This is a genomic window from Pseudomonas sp. B35(2017), assembly GCF_002113645.1.
GTDB classification, from domain to species: domain Bacteria; phylum Pseudomonadota; class Gammaproteobacteria; order Pseudomonadales; family Pseudomonadaceae; genus Aquipseudomonas; species Aquipseudomonas ekonensis.
Map to the genome: position 1 here is coordinate 146,095 of NZ_NEIZ01000005.1, position 19,858 is coordinate 165,952.

The 19,858-nt window shown below is 63.4% G+C and carries 15 protein-coding genes; 7 read left to right on the forward strand and 8 right to left on the reverse strand.

The features are described from left to right. Nucleotides 1-7: 7 nt before the first annotated feature. From CAG41_RS11820 to CAG41_RS11845, 6 genes are all read right to left on the reverse strand, one after another. On the reverse strand, nucleotides 8-1,018 hold the full coding sequence (locus CAG41_RS11820) for an ABC transporter permease subunit (RefSeq protein ID WP_085578520.1): 1,011 nt from the start codon (nucleotides 1,016-1,018) through the stop codon (nucleotides 8-10). A gap of 73 nt (nucleotides 1,019-1,091) precedes the next feature. After that, entirely contained in the window at nucleotides 1,092-2,687 is a 1,596-nt protein-coding gene (locus tag CAG41_RS11825; protein ID WP_085578522.1) for an ABC transporter substrate-binding protein, read from the reverse strand. Between the two features lie 77 nt (nucleotides 2,688-2,764). After that, complete coding sequence (locus CAG41_RS11830) at nucleotides 2,765-4,183, reverse strand: OprD family porin (RefSeq protein WP_085578524.1); 1,419 nt, start codon at nucleotides 4,181-4,183, stop codon at nucleotides 2,765-2,767. Between the two features lie 177 nt (nucleotides 4,184-4,360). Beyond that, a complete protein-coding gene (locus CAG41_RS11835) occupies nucleotides 4,361-5,959 on the reverse strand; it encodes an ABC transporter substrate-binding protein (RefSeq protein ID WP_085578526.1) in 1,599 nt (532 codons plus the stop codon). 301 nt (nucleotides 5,960-6,260) lie between these two features. Beyond that, nucleotides 6,261-7,886, reverse strand: coding sequence for an ABC transporter substrate-binding protein (locus CAG41_RS11840; RefSeq protein WP_085578528.1), 1,626 nt, complete (start codon nucleotides 7,884-7,886; stop codon nucleotides 6,261-6,263). 607 nt (nucleotides 7,887-8,493) lie between these two features. After that, nucleotides 8,494-9,210, reverse strand: a complete 717-nt coding sequence (locus CAG41_RS11845; RefSeq protein WP_085578530.1) for an SIMPL domain-containing protein — start codon at nucleotides 9,208-9,210, stop codon at nucleotides 8,494-8,496. 236 nt (nucleotides 9,211-9,446) lie between these two features. Here CAG41_RS11845 and CAG41_RS11850 point away from each other — a divergent pair, with 236 nt between their 5' ends. From CAG41_RS11850 to CAG41_RS11865, 4 genes are all read left to right on the forward strand, one after another. Further along, complete coding sequence (locus CAG41_RS11850) at nucleotides 9,447-10,706, forward strand: ATP-binding protein (protein WP_085578533.1); 1,260 nt, start codon at nucleotides 9,447-9,449, stop codon at nucleotides 10,704-10,706. Continuing rightward, nucleotides 10,703-11,266, forward strand: coding sequence for a response regulator transcription factor (locus tag CAG41_RS11855; RefSeq protein ID WP_085578535.1), 564 nt, complete (start codon nucleotides 10,703-10,705; stop codon nucleotides 11,264-11,266). The genes CAG41_RS11850 and CAG41_RS11855 overlap by 4 nt, the downstream gene beginning before the upstream one ends. 96 nt (nucleotides 11,267-11,362) lie before the next feature. Further along, nucleotides 11,363-13,090 carry an ABC transporter ATP-binding protein/permease gene (locus CAG41_RS11860; protein WP_085707036.1) on the forward strand — a complete coding sequence of 576 codons (1,728 nt, stop codon included), beginning with the start codon at nucleotides 11,363-11,365 and terminating at the stop codon, nucleotides 13,088-13,090. 140 nt (nucleotides 13,091-13,230) lie between these two features. After that, nucleotides 13,231-13,980, forward strand: a complete 750-nt coding sequence (locus tag CAG41_RS11865; protein WP_085578890.1) for a FadR/GntR family transcriptional regulator — start codon at nucleotides 13,231-13,233, stop codon at nucleotides 13,978-13,980. Between the two features lie 248 nt (nucleotides 13,981-14,228). Here the strand turns inward: CAG41_RS11865 and CAG41_RS11870 are convergent, their stop codons facing one another. Both CAG41_RS11870 and CAG41_RS11875 read right to left on the reverse strand, forming a co-directional pair. Further along, the gene (locus tag CAG41_RS11870; protein WP_085707037.1) at nucleotides 14,229-14,420 is read right to left on the reverse strand and encodes a hypothetical protein; all 192 of its coding nucleotides are present in this window, start codon (nucleotides 14,418-14,420) and stop codon (nucleotides 14,229-14,231) included. A gap of 11 nt (nucleotides 14,421-14,431) precedes the next feature. Beyond that, nucleotides 14,432-15,736: a phospholipase gene (locus CAG41_RS11875; protein WP_085656206.1), complete on the reverse strand. Its 1,305-nt coding sequence runs from the start codon at nucleotides 15,734-15,736 to the stop codon at nucleotides 14,432-14,434. A 234-nt stretch (nucleotides 15,737-15,970) separates the two neighbouring features. Between CAG41_RS11875 and kdgD the strand changes: the two genes are divergently transcribed. The 3 genes from kdgD (at nucleotide 15,971) to CAG41_RS11890 (ending at nucleotide 19,849) form a co-directional block, all read left to right on the forward strand. After that, on the forward strand, nucleotides 15,971-16,882 hold the full coding sequence (gene kdgD / locus CAG41_RS11880; protein WP_085578543.1) for a 5-dehydro-4-deoxyglucarate dehydratase: 912 nt from the start codon (nucleotides 15,971-15,973) through the stop codon (nucleotides 16,880-16,882). Between the two features lie 62 nt (nucleotides 16,883-16,944). Further along, a complete protein-coding gene (locus CAG41_RS11885) occupies nucleotides 16,945-18,384 on the forward strand; it encodes an aldehyde dehydrogenase family protein (RefSeq protein WP_085578546.1) in 1,440 nt (479 codons plus the stop codon). A 100-nt stretch (nucleotides 18,385-18,484) separates the two neighbouring features. Continuing rightward, the gene (locus tag CAG41_RS11890) at nucleotides 18,485-19,849 is read left to right on the forward strand and encodes an MFS transporter (protein WP_085578548.1); all 1,365 of its coding nucleotides are present in this window, start codon (nucleotides 18,485-18,487) and stop codon (nucleotides 19,847-19,849) included. Nucleotides 19,850-19,858: the final 9 nt, after the last annotated feature.

Genomic DNA, 19,858 nt, shown 5'->3' on the forward strand with positions numbered 1-19,858 from the left:
TATGTCCTCAGCGCTGGTGACGGATGCGTGGGTTGGCGAAGCCGTAGAGGATGTCCACCACGAAGTTGACCAGAATCACAATGCAGGCAATCAGCAGGATGCCGTTCTGCACGACCGGGTAGTCCCGGGCGCCGATGGCTTCGATCAGCCATTTGCCGATGCCGGGCCAGGAGAAGATCGTCTCGGTCAGCACGGCGCCGGCCAGCAGGGTGCCGACTTGCAGGCCGACCACGGTCAGCACCGGGATCAGCGCGTTGCGCAGGCCGTGGACGAACACCACGCGCGCCGGCGACAGGCCCTTGGCCTTGGCGGTGCGGATGTAGTCTTCGCGCAGCACTTCGAGCATCGACGAACGGGTCATCCGGGCGATCACCGCCAGCGGAATGGTGCCCAGCACGATGGCGGGCAGGATCAGGTGATGCAGGTAGTCGAGCAGGGCGCCCGGTTCATCGCTGAGCCAGGTGTCGATCAGCATGAAGTGGGTCTTGCGCTCCACGTCGATCAGCAGGTCGTTCTGGCCGGAGACCGGTGTCCAGCCCAGGCTGACCGAGAAGAACATGATGAGGATCAGGCCCCACCAGAAGATGGGCATCGAGTAGCCCGTCAGGGAGATGCCCATCACGCCGTGGTCGAACAGGGAGCCTCGCTTGAGCGCGGCGATCACGCCGGCCAGCAGGCCGAAGACGCCGGCGAAGAGCAGGGCCGCCATCGACAGTTCGAAGGTGGCCGGAAACAGCTGCGTGAACTCGGTCCAGACGCTTTCCCGGGTGCGCAGGGATTCACCGAGGTCGCCGTGGGCGAGCTTGCCGACGTAGTCCAGGTACTGGACGTACAGCGGCTTGTTCAGACCGAGGCGTTCCATTGCCTGAGCGTGCATTTCGGGGTCGACCCGACGTTCGCCCATCATCACTTCCACGGGGTCGCCGGGAATCATGCGGATCAACGCGAACGTCAGTAAGGTGATGCCGAAAAACGTGGGGATCAGCAATCCCAGTCGGCGGGCAATAAAACTAAACATCTTGTGTGGTACCTCATCAGCCGGTTAGGCGTGCCCGGCGACCCTGGGTTCAGGGAGGCCGGGAGTCTCTTATCTACTTCACCTGGGTGGTGGCGAAGTTATTGGTGGTCAGAGGGCTGATGTAGTAGCCCTCTACGTTGTTGCGCATCGCCGTGAACATCCGGGTGTGGGCCATGCTGATCCAGGGTTGGTCCTGGTTGAACAGCACCTGGGCCTGTTCGTACAGCTTGGCCCGTTCGGCCGGATCTACTTTAGCCCGTGCTTCGTCCAACAGCGCCTGGAATTTTTCGTTGCACCAGCGCGAGTAGTTTTCGCCGTTCTTGGCGGCCTCGCAACTGAGCATAGGCGTCAGGAAGTTGTCCGGGTCGCCGTTGTCGCCCGCCCATCCGGCTGAGACCATGTCGTGCTCGCCGCTTTTGGCGCGTTTGAGCATTTCGCCCCATTCCATCACGCGGATGTCGATCTTGAGGCCGATCTTGGCAAGGTCGGCCTGCATCATCTGCGCGCCGAGCATCGGGTTCGGGTTGGTCGGGCCGCCGCCGTTGCGGGTGAACAGGGTGAACACGGTGCCTTCCGGCACGCCGGCTTCCTTGAGCAGGGCGCGGGCCTTGTCGAGGTCGCGGGGCGGGTTCTTCAGTTCATGGTTGTAGCCCAGCAGGGTCGACGGGTAAGGGTTGACCGCCACGGTCGCGTTGCCCTTGCCGAACAGCGCATCGACATAGGCTTCCTTGTCGAAGGCGATGTCGATCGCTTTGCGCACCCGCACGTCGCTCATGTATTTGTGCTGGGTGTTCAAGGCGATGTACGACACGGTCATCGCATCCAGTTCGGAGACTTTCAGCTTGTCGTCCTTCTTGATGCTCGGAATGTCATCGGGCTTGGGATACAGCGCGACCTGGCATTCGTTGGCCTTGAGCTTCTGCAGGCGCACGTTGTTGTCGGTGGTGACGGCCAGGATCAGGGCATCGGCCGGCGGCTTGCCGCGGAAGTAGTCCGGGTTGGCCTTGAACCGCACCTGCGCGTCCTTGTTGTAGCGCTGGAAGACGAACGGGCCGGTGCCGATCGGTTTGCTGTTCAGGTCGCCGGTCTTGCCGGACTTGAGCAGTTGGTCGGCGTATTCGGCCGGGTAGATCGAGGCGAACGCCATGGCCAGGTCGGCCAGGAACGGCGCTTCGCGGCGGGTCAGGGTGAACTTGACCGTGTTGTCGTCGACTTTCTCGACGTTCTTGAGCAGTTCTTTGAAGCCCATGCTTTCAAAGTACGGGAAGCCCACGCTCGACAGTTTGTGCCACGGGTGGTTCGGGTCCAGCTGACGCTGGAAGCTCCAGAGCACGTCGTCGGCGTTCATGTCGCGGGTCGGCTTGAAGTATTCGGTGGTGTGGAACTTGACGCCTTTGCGCAGGTGGAACGTGTAGGTCAGGCCGTCCTCGCTGATGTCCCAGGATTCGGCCAGGGCAGGCACTACCTCGGTGGTGCCCGGCTTGAAGTCCGCCAGCCGGTTGAAGACGGTCTCGGCCCCCGCATCCGCGGTGACTGCAGTCGTGTACTGAACCACATCGAAGCCTTCCGGACTGGCTTCGGTGCAGACCACCAAGGGTTTGGCCGACACGCCGACAGCGACGCTCAGCAACGCGGCCGCGACGGCCGCACGTAGGGGAAGCATTTTCATCAAGAACCCTCTGCAATCGGTTGAAGACAAAAAGCCGGACGGCCGACCCTTCATGAGTCAGCCGTCGGCGTGCGGTTTTACAGGATGTTGAACGGAACGGTGGTCACCAGGCGGAACTCGTTGATGCTGCCGTCCAGTTGGTTGTCGCTGGCGCGGTGTGCGGTGTAGGTCGCGCGGACGGTGGTCGCCTTCAGCGGGCCGCTCTGCACGGCGTAGGTACCGCCGATGCCGTATTCGTAGTGGGTCTCGCCGTTCATGGCCAGAACGCTGTCGTAGGCGCCGCCCTTGTAGTGGGTGCCGTCGATGCCCCAGCCACGGGCGCTGTAGATGTTGAACTTCAGGCCCGGTACGCCGTACTCCGCCATGTTCAGGCCGTAGGCGACCTGGAACGATTTTTCGTTCGGACCGTTGAAGTCCGAGAGCAGGGAGTTGGCCAGGTAGATGCCGTTGGTTTCGTGCAGGTAGTCGAAGTACTCGTTGCCGTTCACTTGCTGGTAGGAGAACGTCAGGCTGTGGGCCTGGTGAGTCAGCCCCAGGGACAGGGAGTAGGTGTCGTTGTCGATCTCGCCCAGCTTGGCTTTGCCTTCGTCCACGGTCTTGTAGTAGTTCAGGCCGGTGGTCAGGGCCAGGAGGGAGCTGTCGCCCAGCTCGTGGGTGGCGCCGAAGTAGTACTGCTTCCAGATGTCTTCAGCCTGGGTCGCCCAGAGGCTGGTCTTCAGGCTGGCGAATGGCTGGTAGGACACGCCCAGGGTGTTGACGTGATCGATCTCGACCAGGGTATCGGCGTATTCGGTGCGGAACTTGCTCAGGCTCTGTTCGCTACGCGGCGATACGCGGTCGAAGGTCGCGGCGTCGAACGTCAGGTTGTTCAGTTCTTCGCTGTGGATCGACACGCCCTGGAAGCTGGAAGGCAGCGGACGGTTGCCGATGACATCGACCTGCGGGCTGCTGAAGTTCTGGCGACCGGCGGTCAGGGTCGTGTTGGAGATGCGTGCCTTGACGTTGGCCAGGCCCAGCTTGCTCCACTGGCCTTCGGCGTCGCCGCCGTTCTTGGTCAGGGTACGGTTGTTGCCGCGGCCGCCGACGCCCGGGATCGGAGCGCCGCCGTTGGCGGAGGCGAGATCCTTGCGGTCACGTTCCAGGGCAATGGCGTTGTAGGCGGCGAGTTCGGTGCTGAAGCCCACGGTGCCTTCGGTGAAGCCGGAGTTGTACTTGACGATGGTGCCTTGGACCCAGTTGATGCGGCGGTCGGTCTCTTGCAGCGCGCCGTCCTTGTTGTAGCGGAATTTCGCCCCGCGCTTGAGTTGCTCGTTGGCGTACCAGTTGCGGGTCGTGCCGCTGATCGACTGGCCTTCGAGGAAGCCGGTGGCTTCGGCCTGGGCGCTCTTCTCGTTGACGGTCACCGGGGTGAACGCCTGGCTCTGGGTTTCCGCATAAGCCGTGGCGGTGATGCTGCTGATGGCCAAGGCCAGTATCGCGGTGCTGCTCAGTTTCATGGGTGAAGCTCCTTTACTTTCTTTTTATGCCGGCCTTTTTGGTTTGGCCGGTTATTGGTTTAGAACTCATTCACACATCGCAAACGTTTGCAGAAAGCCTGAACGGCGAATTTCGGCAAAACGCTTGCGTGAGGGGGTAGACGGCCCCCCCAGCGTTGCGGCTATTCGGTTTTGTGTTTAATCGATGCTGACACCCGAGAACACGTTGCGGCCGAAGGGGCTGACCTTGAATCCTTCGACTTTGGCGCTCAACGGCTGGTTGACCGTCGAGTGGGCGACAGGTGTGATCGGCACTTGCTGCTTGAGCAACTGCTGGGCCTGTTTGTAGAGCACGGTGCGCTGGTCGCGGTCGGTGACGACCTTGGCTTCCTTGATCAGCTTGTCGTAGGCCGGATCGCACCACATGGAGTAGTTGTTGCCGCCGATGGCGTCGCAGCTGTACAGCGTGCCGAGCCAGTTGTCGGGGTCGCCGTTGTCGCCGGTCCAGCCGATCAGGCTGATGTCGTGCTCGCCGTTCTTGGTGCGCTTGATGTACTCGCCCCATTCGTAGCTGACGATCTTGACCTTCAGGCCGATCTTCGCCCAGTCGGCCTGGAGCATCTCGGCCATCAGCTTGGCGTTGGGGTTGTAGGGGCGCTGCACGGGCATCGCCCACAGGGTGATCTCGGTGCCTTCCTTGACGCCGGCGGCCTTGAGCAGTGCCTTGGCCTTTTCCGGGTCGTAGGCGGCGTCCTTGATCGAATCGTCGTAGGACCACTGGGTCGGCGGCATGGCGTTGACCGCCAGTTGGCCGGCGCCCTGGTACACGGCGTTGAGGATCGCCGGCTTGTTCACTGCCATGTCCAGCGCCTGGCGCACTTCGAGCTGGTCGAACGGCTTGTGGCGGGTGTTGTAGGCGATGTAGCCGAGGTTGAAGCCCGGCTTGGTGATCAGTTGCAGCTTGGGATCGTTCTTCAGCGCTTCGACGTCGGCCGGGCGCGGATGCAGGGTGACCTGGCACTCGTTGGCCTTGAGCTTCTGCACCCGCACCGAGGCATCGGTGTTGATCGCGAAGATCAGGTTGTCGAGCTTGACCCGGCTCGGATCCCAGTAGTGCTTGTTGCCGGTGTAGCGGATGTTCGAGTCTTTCTGGTAGCTCTTGAACACGTACGGCCCGGTGCCGACCGGCTTCTGGTTGATGTCGCTCGGCTTGCCTTCGGCCAGCAGCTTGTCGGCGTACTCGGCGGACAGGATGGCGGCGAAGCTCATGGCGATGTTCTGGATGAACGCGGCGTCGACGGTGTTGAGTGTCATGACCACGGTCAGCGGCCCGGTCTTCTCGACCTTGGCGATGTTCTTGTTCAGGCTCATCCCGTTGAAGTACGGGAATTCTGTCGGATAAGCCTTACGGAAAGGCTGCTGCGGATCGAGCATGCGGTTGAAGGTGAACAGCACGTCGTCGGCGTTGAAATTGCGGGTGGGCTTGAAGTACGGCGTTGTATGAAATTTCACGCCTTCACGCAGGTGGAAGGTGTATTTCAGGCCATCTTCGGAGATTTCCCAACGGGTCGCCAGGCCCGGTACGACGTTGGTCGCGCCTTTCTCGAATTCGGCGAGGCGGTTGTACAGCGGCTCGGCGGCGTCGTTGTCGGTGGCCGTCGTGTACTGCGCGGTGTCGAAGCCGGCCGGGCTGCCTTCGGAGCAGAACACCAGGCTGTTGCCGGCGGCGAGGCTGGCGGATGAGGCGGCCAACAGGCCGGCGCCCAGCAATGCGGAAAAAACCAAGGAATGGCGCATGACGCTCCCTCTTATTGTCGTGTGTTCCGATGCGCGCGATCCCGTCCGGGGATCTGGCGGCCGCATCGGGCTCAAACCAGTACGGGCAACAAACCGATGGCCCGCGCGATCACTGGTCAGCACCCGACGGTAGGGGCCGTGGGGCTGGCAGTAAATGCGCTGAGTCCTAAAGACTCGTAGGAAAAGGCAACGCGTCCTAAACCACTATGGTCAGACCCAGTGGAAACGGATGTAGGCAAATTCCTGGCTTCTCGGCAGAAAAAAGCAGCGGCGACGCTGAATACGTCGCCGCTGCCGTTTCTTACTTGCTGACGCTGACGCCGTAGAAGGAGTTCAAGCCGAATGGGCTGATCTTGAAGTCCTGCACGTTGGCGCGCATGGGTTGATACACCGTCGAGTGAGCGATAGGTGTCATTGGCACAGCATCTTTGAGGACGTGTTGCGCCTGTTTGTACAGTTCGGTGCGCTTGGCCTGGTCGGTGGTGCGCTTGGCTTCCTTCACGAGGCCGTCAAACTTCTTGTCGCACCATTTGGAGAAGTTGTTGCCGCTGAGCGAGTCGCAGCCGAACAGCACGTTCAGCCAGTTGTCGGGGTCACCGTTGTCGCCGCTCCAGCCGATGATCATCGCCTGGTTCTCGCCGCCCTTGGAGCGCTTGATGTACTCGCCCCACTCGTAGCTGACGATCTTCACGTTCAGGCCGATCTTCTTCCAGTCGGACTGGAGCATTTCGGCCATCAGCTTGGCGTTCGGGTTGTACGGACGCTGTACCGGCATCGCCCACAGGACGATCTCGGTGCCTTCCTTGACGCCGGCTTCCTTGAGCAGCTCCTTGGCTTTCTCTGGATCGTACTTGGCGTCCTTGATGGTGGTGTCGTAGGACCATTGGGTCGGCGGCATGGCGTTGACGGCCAGTTGGCCGGCGCCCTGGTAAACGGAGTCGATGATCTGCGGCTTGTTGACCGCCATGTCCAGCGCCTGACGGACCTTGAGGTTGGCCAGCGGGTTCGCGTCGTTGCTGCCCTTGACCTTGTCCATCACGTTGTAGGCGATGTAGCCCAGGTTGAAGCCGGCCTGGTCAGGCATCTTCAGCGCCGGATCGGCCTTCAGCGCGGCCAGGTCGGCCGGACGTGGGAAGAGGGTGATCTGGCACTCGTTCTTCTTCAGCTTCTGGATGCGCACCGACGGGTCGGTGGTGATGGCGAAGATCAGGTTGTCGATCTTCACGTCATCCGGTTTCCAGTAGTCCTTGTTGCCGGTGTAGCGGATGTTCGAGTCTTTCTGGTAGCTCTTGAACACGAACGGGCCGGTGCCGACCGGTTTCTGGTTGATGTCGGCGGCCTTGCCTTCCTTGAGCAGCTGGGCGGCGTATTCGCCGGACTGGATCGAGGCGAAGCTCATCGCCAGGTTCTGGATGAACGCGGCGTCCACTTCCTTGAGGGTGAACTTGACGGTGTGGTCGTCGACTTTCTCGACCTTGGTGATGTTGGTGTCCATCCCCATGTCGGTGAAGTACGGGAATTCGGTCGGATACGCCTTACGGAAAGGGTCGTCCTTGTTGATCATGCGGTTGAAGGTGAACAGCACGTCGTCCGCGTTGAACTCACGAGTCGGCTTGAAATACGGGGTGGTGTGGAACTTGACGCCTTCACGCAGGTGGAAGGTGTAGGTCAGGCCGTCGTCGGAAATGTCCCATTTGGTCGCCAGGCCAGGAATCACGGCGGTGCCGCCGCGCTCGAACTGGGTCAGGCGGTTGAACATGGTCTCAGCCGAGGCGTCGAAGTCGGTTCCGGTGGTGTATTGGCCTGGGTCGAAACCGGCCGGGCTGCCTTCGGAGCAGAACACCAGGTTAGTCGCAGCGGAAGCGAAAGGTGCGGAGGCAAGCATGCCTGCGCCGACTAAAAACGGAATGACCGCGTGTTTAAGCATGTTGGCCTCATGATTTGTTGTCATTTTTTGATATTGAGGTACGACCTCGTGAGTCGTGCCTGCGGATACTTATGCAGGCCCCATACCCAATGCAAGATGCAGAGCGACGGCAGGCGTCAAACGGTGGCACGAACGTACCTTAATGTCGCATTGGTGTAAGTTTTGACGCATTTGACCGTTTGCGGGTGGTTTTTACGGTGCACGGAGCGCTCTAAAACGGTGCATTGGCGGGTGCAGCCGCTCCGCAATGGGGCCGGGTGTTACCTATTTATACCGGCGGTTTGCGGGACGCTTCGGGGCAGGCCGGCGCGTATCGGACGCAAGGCGTCTGGATAGCAGGGAAGGGCGGAGTTTCACCAGGTGCAACTGGTGCTTCTTTTGGTAGCGCCGGGTTTCGGTGGTGTATGGGTCATTGGGCGCCCTGTCGGACGCCATCGCCAGCAGGCTGGCTCCCACGGGAACTTGTGCGCGATGCAGATCATGTGGGAGCCAGCCTGCTGGCGATGGCGTCAGTGAAGACACTGCCGACCGTGCGCATTGGCACGGTCGGCAGGCACAAAAAAACCGGCGGTCGCTGCCGATCGCCGGTTTCCGTTCACGGATCAGATCACTGCATCAGCACTTCAATCGACCCGTCCGCCGTCATGCCGACCTGGCTGGTGCCGGCTTCGACTTCCGGGGTCACCGGCGCTGCGTCCATGCCGGCCGCCTTCATCATCATCGGCGCGCGCAGGTACGGCTGCGGGTAGCCGTTGCTGTTGAGGTTCAGGTTGACGATCTTGTAGCCCTTGCCGCCCAGTGCATCGGTGGCCAGTTGGGCGCGGGCCTTGAACGCGCTCACGGCTTCCTTGAGCAGCTTGTCTTCGCTGGCCTTGCGGGTGGCGTCGGCAATGGCGAAGTCCATGCCGCCCATCTTCAGCTCGCCCAGCAGTTCGCCGGTGAGCTTGGACAGGGCGGCGAAGTCGGCGCTTTCCAGGCGCAGTTCGGCGCGCTCGCGCCAGCCGGTGATCTTCTGGCCCTTGGTGTCGTAGATCGGGTAGCTGTTGCGGCTGCCCTGGCGCAGGGTGACGTCCTTGACCTGCTTGGCCTGGGCCAGCGCCTTGTTCATGGTGGTGCTGACGTCGGCGGCGAGCTTGGCCGGGTCGGTGTTCTGCTCTTCGGTGTAGAGGGTCACGATCATCAGGTCGCGGGCCACTTCCTGGCTGACTTCGGCGCGCAGGGAAATCTGGTTGTAGTGCAGCTCGTCGGCGGCCAGGGCCGGAAGGCTGGCGACGCTGCCGACGGTCAGGGCGAGAAGGGCGGCGCTGCGGCGGAATGTGTGCATGAAGGCTCCTTGATGGGGGCGCAGGCGATGGTTCGGGGGCCTGCGTGAAACCATCAGACTCTAGCCCTGTCGGCGCGGTTCGCCCAGTTACAACTTCTATACAGATGGCCCGCTCCACTTGCCCTAGATCAATTTCCCGTTTGCGCCATGTGGTCGTTTGCCGCACTTTCGACTCTCAGGCGCGCCGCTTCGGTATACTCCGTGCGATCCGCCTGGAGCGCTCATCAGGAGAGCTCATGCTCGCCCCCGTACAACTGACTTCCGCCACCCGCCAGAACCTCTGGCGCCTGACGTTCATCCGCATTCTGGTGCTCGCCGCCCAGGCCGGCTCCGTGGGCCTGGCCTACTGGCTGCAACTGTTGCCGTTGCCGTGGGTGCAACTGGTGATGACCCTGGGCTGTTCGATCCTGCTGTGCACGTTCACCGCCGTGCGCCTGCGCACCTCGTGGCCGGTCACCGAGCTTGAGTATGCGCTGCAGCTGGCCTGCGACCTGTTTATCCACAGCGCCTTGCTGTATTTCTCCGGCGGTTCGACCAACCCGTTCGTGTCCTATTACCTGGTGCCGTTGACCATCGCGGCGGTGACGCTGCCATGGCGCTACTCGGTGATCCTGTCCGGCATCGCCCTGGCCCTGTACACCTTGATGCTGACCCATTTCTATCCGCTGGAGACCCTGCCGGTCGCCCGGGAGAACCTGCAGATCTACGGCATGTGGCTGAGCTTCGCCCTGGCCGCCGCCGTCATCACGTTCTTTGCCGCGCGGATGGCCGAAGAGCTGCGCCGCCAGGAAGAACTGCGCGCGATCCGCCGCGAAGAAGGCCTGCGCGATCAGCAGCTGCTGGCCGTCGCGACCCAGGCGGCCGGCGCGGCCCATGAGCTGGGCACGCCGCTGGCGACCATGAGCGTGCTGCTCAACGAGATGCAGCAGGACCATCACGACCCGATGCTTCAGGACGACCTGAAAGTGCTCAAGGATCAGGTCAAGCTGTGCAAGGAGACCCTGCAGCAACTGGTACGCGCCGCCGAGGCCAACCGGCGGATGGCGGTGCAGATGCAGGACGTCACCGACTGGCTGGACGAAGCCCTGAACCGCTGGCACCTGATGCGCCCCGAAGCCAGCTACCGTTTCCAGCGCCTGGGCCAGGGCACGCTGCCGCGCATCGCGCCGCCGCCGGACCTGACCCAGGCGCTGCTGAACCTGCTCAACAACGCCGCCGACGCCTGTCCGGAAAACCTTCAGGTGACCCTGGACTGGACCGCCGAAGACCTGACCATCAGTATCCGCGACCACGGCGCCGGCGTGCCGCTGGCCATCGCCGAGCAGATCGGCAAACCGTTTTTTACCACCAAGGGCAAGGGCTTCGGCCTGGGCCTGTTCTTGAGCAAGGCCAGCGTGACCCGCGCCGGCGGCTCCGTGAAACTCTATAGTCATGAGGAAGGCGGCACGCTCACCGAGCTGCGCTTGCCCCACGGCGCCCGAGGAGACCAACTATGAGTGACGAAGAAATCCAAACCGAAGGCGAAGAGCTGCCGCATCTGCTGCTGGTCGACGACGACGCGACCTTCACCCGGGTGATGGCCCGCGCCATGGCCCGCCGCGGCTTTCGCGTCAGCACCGCCGGCTCCGCCGAAGAGGGCCTGGCCCTCGCCCAGCAGGACCTGCCGGACTACGCCGCGCTGGATCTGAAGATGGACGGCGACTCCGGTCTGGTGCTGCTGCCCAAGCTGCTGGAGCTGGATCCGGAGATGCGCGTGGTGATCCTCACCGGCTACTCGAGCATCGCCACGGCGGTCGAGGCGATCAAACGCGGCGCCTGCAACTACCTGTGCAAACCGGCGGACGCCGATGACGTGCTGGCGGCGCTGCTGTCCGAACACGCCGACCTCGACAGCCTGGTGCCGGAAAACCCGATGTCGGTGGATCGCCTGCAATGGGAGCACATCCAGCGCGTGCTGACCGAGCACGAAGGCAACATCTCCGCCACCGCCCGCGCCCTGGGCATGCACCGCCGCACCTTGCAGCGCAAGCTGCAGAAGCGCCCGGTCCGTCGCTGAACCTGCGCTGAACGGCCATCGCCGCCGCTCGCGATGAAACGCACCGATCTACTATGATCGGTGCGTGTCTGTTCTTTTCTCTATCGAGCCTTATCCATGAATCAGAACGCTGAATATTCCGCGGTCAACGATGCCGTGCGCGGGCAGTTTTTCCGCAAAGTGTGGGCGATGACCACGCCTTACTGGCGCAGCGAAGAGAAGGGCAAGGCGTGGACGCTGCTGATCGCCGTGATCGCGCTGTCGCTGTTCAGCGTGGCGATTTCGGTGTGGATCAACAGTTGGTACAAGGATTTCTACAACGCCCTGCAGAAAAAGGATGAGGCGGCGTTCTGGCAGTTGATCCTGTATTTCTGCGGGATTGCCACAGTGGCGATCCTCGGCGCCGTGTATCGGCTGTACCTGACGCAGATGCTGACGATCCGCTGGCGGGCATGGCTGACCGAAAACCACTTCAAGCGCTGGCTCGGCCACAAGAACTATTACCACTTGGAGCAGGGCGGCTACACCGACAACCCTGACCAACGGATTTCCGAAGACCTCAATACCTTCACCGCCAACACCCTGAGCCTGGGCCTGGGGCTGATCCGCACCGTGGTCAGCCTGGTGTCGTTCTCGATCATTCTGTGGGGCGTGTCCGGCAGCATCGAAGTGTTCGGCGTCGAGATCCCCGGCTACATGTTCTGGTGCGCACTGCTGTACGCCGCCGTCGGCAGTTGGCTGACGCACCTGATCGGCCGTCGCCTGATCGGCCTGAACAACCAACAGCAACGCTTCGAGGCCGACCTGCGTTTCTCCATGGTGCGGGTGCGCGAGAACGCCGAGAGCATTGCCCTGTACAACGGCGAGCCCAATGAGAACCGTCGGTTGAGCAACCGCTTCGGTCTGGTCTGGCACAACTTCTGGGACATCATGCGGGTGTCCAAGCGCCTGACGTTCTTCACCTCCGGCTACGGCCAGATCGCGATCATCTTCCCGTTCATCGTCGCCGCGCCGCGTTATCTGGCGGGCAAGATCGAGCTGGGTGAGCTGATGCAGATCAACTCGGCCTTCGGCAACGTGCAGGAGAACTTCAGTTGGTTCATCAGCGCGTATGCGGAGCTGGCCGCCTGGCGCGCCACCTGTGACCGTCTGCTGAGCTTCCGTCAGGCGATGACCGACAACGAAGAGCGTGCGCCGGCCATCGACGTGCAGAACCAGGGCAGTGAACTGAAAGTGCACAACCTCGGGCTGGACCTGGCCGACGGCCGTCACCTGCTGACCAGCGCCGACATGACGGTCGACGCCGGCGAGCGGGTGATGCTCAGCGGTCGCTCCGGCAGCGGCAAGTCCACCCTGCTGCGGGCGATGGGGCACCTTTGGCCGGCGGGGCACGGGAGTATCCGTCTGCCGGCGGCGCGCTACCTGTTCCTGCCGCAGAAACCCTACCTGCCGATCGGCACCCTGCGCGATGCGCTGAGCTATCCGCAACCGGGCGACACCTATGCGCCGGAGCGCTATCAGGAGGTGCTGGACATCTGCCGCTTGCCGCACTTGGCGGCGCGTCTGGACGAGGCCAACCACTGGCAGCGCATGCTTTCGCCGGGCGAGCAGCAACGCCTGGCCTTCGCCCGTGCGCTGCTGTACGCGCCGCAGTGGCTGTATATGGACGAGGCCACGTCGGCGATGGACGAAGAAGACGAAGCGAACCTGTACCAGGCGCTGATCGACCGCTTGCCGGGGCTGAGCATCGTCAGCGTCGGTCACCGCAGCAGCCTCAAGCGTTTCCACCCAAGGCATGTGCGGATCGACAGCGGCCATCTCGTTGAGCAGGCCGTCACCGCCTAGGCAGCGAAGCCCCCGTGGGAGCGGCCGACGCCATCGCCGGCAGGCTGGCTCCCGCAGGGGCAATGCGAGCCAGCAGTGATCGTACAACCCGCTTGCGCTATGATGCCCGCCAAGCCGACCTTCGAGACCAGACGCAGACCATGCAAACCCCGATCGACACCCCGCGCCTTCCGCGCAAGCGCCGCAGCCTGGCCCAGGAACTGGTGACGGTGCTGACCGAGCAGATCCGCGACGGCCTGCTCAAGCGCGGCGACAAGTTGCCCACCGAGTCGGCGATCATGGAGGCCCATGGCGTCAGCCGCACGGTGGTGCGCGAGGCGATTTCCCGCTTGCAGGCCGCAGGCCAGGTGGAGACCCGCCACGGCATCGGCACCTTCGTGCTCGACACGCCGAGCCCGAGCGGCTTTCGCATCGACCCGGCCACGGTGGTCACCTTGCGTGACGTGCTGGCGATCCTGGAGTTTCGCATCAGCCTGGAAGTCGAATCCGCCGGCCTGGCCGCCCAGCGCCGCAATCCCGAGCAACTGGCGGCCATGCGCGCCGCCCTCGATGCCCTGAACGAAAGCGTGGCCCACGCCAGCGATGCGGTGGCCTCGGACTTCCAGTTCCATCTGCAGATCGCACTGGCCACCGGCAACCGCTACTTCACCGACATCATGACCCACCTGGGCACCAGCATCATTCCGCGCACCCGCCTGAACTCCGCGCGCCTGGCCCACGACGATCAGCAGCACTACATGAATCGCCTGAGCCGCGAGCACGAAGAGATCTATGAAGCGATCGCCCGCCAGGACGCCGACGCCGCCCGGGCGGCCATGCGCCTGCACCTGACCAACAGCCGCGAGCGGCTGCGCCAGGCCCACGAGGAGGCGCAGGCGCAGGGCAACTGACGGGGCAGCCCCACCGCCATCGCCAGCAGGCTGGCTCCGACAGTGAAGCTTGGGTGGATGCAGAATCTGTGGTCACTGCAGAACCCTGTGGGAGCAAGCTTGCTTGCGATGACGGCGGCCCATCCGACCTCGATGCGCCAGACAGACCGCCATCGCCAGCAGGCTGGCTCCTACAGTTTTTGGATGCACACCGACCCCTGTGGGAGCGAGCCTGCTCGCGATAGGCCGGTGTCTTCAGCGCAAGGGCATCAGTCAGCAGAAAGGATCGAACGGTCCACCCGGACCGCCAATGCCCCTTTCACAGGCCCGGTCTCGAACACCGCATACCCCTGTTTATCCACAACCCCCCGGGCCACCGGCCGTCCATCGGCCAGCAGTTCCAGCGGCGCCCCTTGCATCGATTGGCCCGAAGCCAGTTCCAGTTTCAATTTGATCGTCATCGCAGCGTGCCTCAATTCGTGTTGCCGGTCGGTTGATAGTTCTTGAGCAGCAGGTAAGTGCTCCAGCCCCACCAGTCGTCGACGGTGGCGGTGTCGTTGAGGTTGTTCACGTCCTTGCGCCGCAGCACCTTGCCGTTCTCCAGGCGGAACAGCGGCGAGTAGTTGCTCTTCAGGTCCAGCACCGCCGTCAGGTCGGGGAGCCGTTGCAGCGCGGCGAAACCGGAGGCGGCCGGCACGCTGCCGCTGGCGTAGGCGGCGAAGACCTCGTCCGCCGACGCCTGCACCGCCTGGTTGACCTGCTGACGGTTGTCGTTGTCGGCGGCCGCGAAGTAGCGCTTGTCGCCGAAGGCGCGCCATTGCTCGCCGCGGCTGTTGCGCACCTTGAGGCCGAACCGGCTGTCTTCGTCGTGCATGAAGCGGCTGACCAGCGAGCCCAGGTCGCTCGGCGTCACCACGGCGGCCATGGCCTTGCGCGGCACCCGCAGGTGGCCGGCGGAGAACAGGTCGGTGAGGTAATGGTCGGCGAACGCGTTCATGGCGTAGGCCCGTTCCAGCTGTCGTTCATCTTGGCCTGCGTGAGCCGCCGCAGCGGCCTGCAACGCGACGGTGTGCCCGGCGATGTAGGCGGCCCTGGCCCATTCGGCGAAGTGGTCGGCGTTGTTCGCGGCCAGTTTCAGGTAGCGTCCCAGCGGAATCAGCGCCGAAATGAAGCTGCCGCCGCCGGTGATCTTGTTCCACTCTTCCGACAACGTATCTCCCAATGCGTCGTAGGCTTCGTGGGGCGGCTTGCCGTCCTTGATCGCCTGTTTGACCGCCTCGATTTCCTTCTGCATCACCGCCAGGATCTGCGCCGCCTCGGCCCGGGAGGCCGAGGTCACGGCGAGGGTGTCGAACGCGGCGCTGAAGCGCTGCTGACGCTCCGCTGCGCTGGCGCCTTCATTGATCGGCCGGTCCGCCACGCCGTAGAAGTCGCCGCCCAGCGAGATCACCTGGCCGTAGGTGAGGGCCAGGCCGTTGGGCAAGTGCAGCGGCACGCTGTGAGCGGGCACCGGTTCGGCGTTTTCCGAGAAGCGCAGCCGGGTGCCGTCGCCGATGGCGGTGTGTTCGGCGCCCTCGAACCTCAGCGGTGGCTTGCCTTTGAGGGCTTTGCCTGCGGCGGCGGGGGACGCTGCGACGTCGCTGTGGGCATCGGCGATGTGCAGCAGCAGGTGCGGCTCGTCAGGGTGGAAGGGGATACCGTGTTCGGTGAACAGGTCGTCGAGACGGGCCACGGTCGGCGTGGGTCTTTCCTGGGGTTTCGGTACGAGTCCGGACATTTCTTTCTCCTTGATATGTCGTCGGTCGGTTCTTATTTAGCTGTATGGATATACAGTTAAAACGAGCCTAGCCGAGAAACCTCCCACGTCAAGAAACGATCTTGTCCGACAAAAAATGCCCCACAGCGATGAAATGCAGTTGACGGTTGTCTTTTAAGTTGTACGATGACCTACAACTTCGGCCAAGGCTGAACAGTCCACTCACAAAAAACGTTGCTACAGGGTGTTCGAACAATGAATCCACAAGAACTGAAGTCCATCCTCTCCGCCGGCCTGCTGTCGTTCCCGGTCACCGATTTCAACGCCCAGGGCGATTTCAACCGCGCGGGCTACATCAAACGCCTGGAATGGCTGGCACCGTATGGCGCTTCGGCCCTGTTCGCCGCCGGCGGCACCGGTGAGTTCTTCTCCCTGGCCGCCAGCGAATACTCGGAAATCATCAAGACCGCCGTCGACACCTGCTCGAGCAGTGTGCCGATCCTGGCCGGCGTCGGCGGCTCGACCCGCCAGGCCATCGAATACGCGCAAGAGGCCGAGCGCCTGGGCGCCAAGGGCTTGCTGCTGCTGCCGCACTACCTGACCGAAGCCAGCCAGGACGGCGTCGCCGCCCATGTCGAGGCCGTGTGCAAATCCGTGAACATCGGCGTGGTGGTCTACAACCGCAACGTCTGCCGCCTGAACGCGCCGCTGCTGGAACGCCTGGCCGAACGCTGCCCGAACCTGATCGGCTACAAGGACGGCCTGGGCGACATCGAACTGATGGTGTCGATCCGCCGCCGCCTCGGCGACCGCTTCAGCTACCTGGGCGGCCTGCCGACCGCCGAAGTCTATGCCGCGGCCTACAAGGCACTGGGCGTGCCGGTCTACTCGTCGGCGGTGTTCAACTTCATCCCCAAGACCGCGATGGACTTCTACCACGCCATCGCCCGTGAGGATCACGCCACCGTCGGCAAGCTCATCGACGATTTCTTCCTGCCGTACCTGGACATCCGCAACCGCAAGGCCGGCTACGCCGTGAGCATCGTCAAGGCCGGCGCCAGGATCGCCGGCTACGACGCAGGTCCTGTGCGCGCGCCGCTGACCGACCTGACCGGCGAAGAGTACGAAATGCTCGCCGCGCTGATCGACAAGCAAGGTGCGCAATAACATCCGCGACTGAATCGGGGCCGCTGAGCGATCAGCGGCCTTTTGCGTGAGGAGAACGACTCGTGACAAAGCGCTACGACAACTACATCAACGGCGAGTGGGTCGCCGGCACCGACTACTCGGTCAACATCAACCCGTCCGAACTGAGCGACGCCATCGGCGACTACGCCAAGGCTGACGTGACCCAGGTCCACGCCGCCATCGACGCGGCCCGCGCCGCGTTCCCGGCCTGGTCGGTCTCGGGCATCCAGGCCCGCCACGATGCGCTGGACAAGGTCGGCAGCGAGATCCTCGCCCGCCGCGAAGAGCTGGGCATCCTGCTGGCCCGGGAAGAGGGCAAGACCCTGCCCGAAGCCATCGGCGAAGTCAGCCGCGCCGGCAACATCTTCAAGTTCTTCGCCGGCGAGTGCCTGCGCCTGTCCGGCGACTATGTGCCGTCGGTGCGTCCGGGCGTCAACGTCGAAGTCACCCGCGAAGCCCTGGGCGTGGTCGGCCTGATCACTCCGTGGAACTTCCCGATCGCCATCCCGGCCTGGAAGATCGCCCCGGCCCTGGCCTACGGCAACTGCGTGGTGCTCAAGCCGGCCGACCTGGTGCCGGGCTGCGCCTGGGCCCTGGCCGAAATCATCTCCCGCGCAGGTTTCCCCGCCGGGGTGTTCAACCTGGTGATGGGCAGCGGCCGCGTCGTCGGCGAAGCGCTGGTCAACAGCCCGAAGGTCGACGGCATCAGCTTCACCGGTTCCGTGGGCGTGGGCCGCCAGATCGCGGTCAACTGCGTGTCGCGCCAGGCCAAGGTGCAACTGGAGATGGGCGGCAAGAACCCGCAGATCATCCTCGACGACGCCGACCTCAAGCAGGCGGTCGAGCTGTCGGTGCAGAGCGCGTTCTACTCCACCGGCCAGCGCTGCACGGCCTCCAGCCGCCTGATCGTCACCGAGGGCATCCACGACAAGTTCGTAGAGGCGATGGCCGAACGCATGAAGTCGATCAAGGTCGGCCATGCGCTGAAGACCGGCACCGACATCGGTCCTGTGGTGTCCCAGGCCCAGCTGGAGCAGGACCTGAAGTACATCGACATCGGCCAGTCCGAAGGGGCTCGGCTGGTCAGCGGCGGCGGCCTGGTGACCTGCGACACCGAGGGCTACTTCCTGGCGCCGACGCTGTTCGCCGACAGCGACGCGTCGATGCGCGTCAGCCGCGAAGAGATCTTCGGCCCGGTGGCCAACATCGTCCGCGTGGCCGACTACGAGGCGGCGCTGGCCATGGCCAACGACACCGAGTTCGGCCTTTCGGCGGGCATCGCCACCACCTCGCTCAAGTACGCCAACCACTTCAAGCGCCACTCCCAGGCCGGGATGGTGATGGTCAACCTGCCGACCGCCGGCGTGGACTACCACGTTCCGTTCGGGGGCCGTAAGGGTTCATCCTATGGCTCACGTGAGCAAGGCCGTTACGCGCAAGAGTTCTACACGGTCGTGAAGACCAGCTACATCGGTTCCTGATACAGGCAATACCGGTGGGAGCCGGCTTGCCGGCTCCCACAAGACAGACCAAAGAAAAGATTCACCCGCGCATAAAAACAATCAGTGGGAGTACATCTGCATGCAATCCTCCAAGCCGACTCACGTCCGCTATCTGATCCTGCTCATGCTGTTTCTGGTGACCACGATCAACTACGCCGACCGGGCCACCATCGCGATCGCCGGCTCCAGCCTGCAAAAGGACCTGGGCATCGACGCGGTCACCCTCGGCTACATCTTCTCCGCGTTCGGCTGGGCCTATGTGGCCGGCCAGATTCCCGGCGGCTGGCTGCTCGACCGCTTCGGCTCGAAAAAGGTCTACGCCCTGAGCATCTTCACCTGGTCGCTGTTCACCGTGCTACAAGGCTTCGTCGGTGAGTTCGGCCTGTCCACCGCCGTGGTGGCGCTGTTCATGCTGCGCTTTCTGGTGGGGCTGGCCGAGGCGCCGTCGTTCCCCGGCAACGCGCGCATCGTCGCGGCGTGGTTCCCGACGGCCGAGCGCGGCACCGCGTCGGCGATCTTCAACTCGGCGCAGTATTTCGCCACCGTGCTGTTCGCGCCGCTGATGGGCTGGATCGTGTTCACCTTCGGCTGGGAACACGTGTTCATCGTCATGGGCATCCTGGGCATCGCGTTCTCGCTGGTCTGGCTGAAAATCATCCACAGCCCGCGCCAGCACCCTATGGCCAACGAGGCGGAAGTGAAGTTCATCGCCGACAACGGCGGCATGGTCGACATGGACCAGAAGCAGGGCAAGCGGGCCGACGGGCCGAAATGGGACTACATCCGCCAGTTGCTGACCAACCGCATGATGCTGGGCGTGTACCTGGGCCAGTACTGCATCAACGGCATCACCTACTTCTTCCTGACCTGGTTCCCGGTGTACCTGGTGCAGGAACGCGGCATGACCATCCTCAAGGCCGGTTTCATCGCCTCGTTGCCGGCGATCTGCGGCTTCATCGGCGGCGTGCTCGGCGGGGTGATCTCCGACTGGCTGCTGCGCAAGGGCCATTCGCTGACCTTCGCCCGCAAGGCGCCGATCATCGCCGGCCTGCTGGTGTCCAGCAGCATCGTGGCCTGCAACTACGTCGAGGTGGAATGGATGGTGGTCGGCTTCATGGCCCTGGCATTCTTCGGCAAGGGCGTCGGCGCGCTGGGCTGGGCGGTGGTCTCCGACACTTCGCCCAAGCAGATCGCCGGCCTGAGCGGCGGCCTGTTCAACACCTTCGGCAACATCGCCTCGATCACCACGCCGATCGTCATCGGCTACATCATCAGCTCCACCGGCTCGTTCAAGTGGGCGCTGGTGTTCGTCGGCGCCAACGCACTGGTCGCGGTGTTCAGCTACCTGGTGATCGTCGGCCCGATCAAGCGTGTGGTGCTCAAGGAGCCGCCGACCAACGGCGGATCCGAAGCCACCGGCAAATTGTCCCAAGCGCATTCCTGAGGAGCGGCG

Coding starts and splice junctions, on each gene's coding strand:
- CAG41_RS11825 (WP_085578522.1), bottom strand. CDS start 2,687: ATGAAAATGCTTCCCCTACGTGCGGCCGTCGCGGCCGCGTTGCTGAGC.
- CAG41_RS11845 (WP_085578530.1), bottom strand. CDS start 9,210: ATGCACACATTCCGCCGCAGCGCCGCCCTTCTCGCCCTGACCGTCGGC.
- CAG41_RS11860 (WP_085707036.1), top strand. CDS start 11,363: ATGAATCAGAACGCTGAATATTCCGCGGTCAACGATGCCGTGCGCGGG.
- CAG41_RS11870 (WP_085707037.1), bottom strand. CDS start 14,420: ATGACGATCAAATTGAAACTGGAACTGGCTTCGGGCCAATCGATGCAA.
- CAG41_RS11820 (WP_085578520.1), bottom strand. CDS start 1,018: ATGTTTAGTTTTATTGCCCGCCGACTGGGATTGCTGATCCCCACGTTT.
- kdgD (WP_085578543.1), top strand. CDS start 15,971: ATGAATCCACAAGAACTGAAGTCCATCCTCTCCGCCGGCCTGCTGTCG.
- CAG41_RS11855 (WP_085578535.1), top strand. CDS start 10,703: ATGAGTGACGAAGAAATCCAAACCGAAGGCGAAGAGCTGCCGCATCTG.
- CAG41_RS11865 (WP_085578890.1), top strand. CDS start 13,231: ATGCAAACCCCGATCGACACCCCGCGCCTTCCGCGCAAGCGCCGCAGC.
- CAG41_RS11875 (WP_085656206.1), bottom strand. CDS start 15,736: ATGTCCGGACTCGTACCGAAACCCCAGGAAAGACCCACGCCGACCGTG.
- CAG41_RS11835 (WP_085578526.1), bottom strand. CDS start 5,959: ATGCGCCATTCCTTGGTTTTTTCCGCATTGCTGGGCGCCGGCCTGTTG.
- CAG41_RS11890 (WP_085578548.1), top strand. CDS start 18,485: ATGCAATCCTCCAAGCCGACTCACGTCCGCTATCTGATCCTGCTCATG.
- CAG41_RS11830 (WP_085578524.1), bottom strand. CDS start 4,183: ATGAAACTGAGCAGCACCGCGATACTGGCCTTGGCCATCAGCAGCATC.
- CAG41_RS11850 (WP_085578533.1), top strand. CDS start 9,447: ATGCTCGCCCCCGTACAACTGACTTCCGCCACCCGCCAGAACCTCTGG.
- CAG41_RS11840 (WP_085578528.1), bottom strand. CDS start 7,886: ATGCTTAAACACGCGGTCATTCCGTTTTTAGTCGGCGCAGGCATGCTT.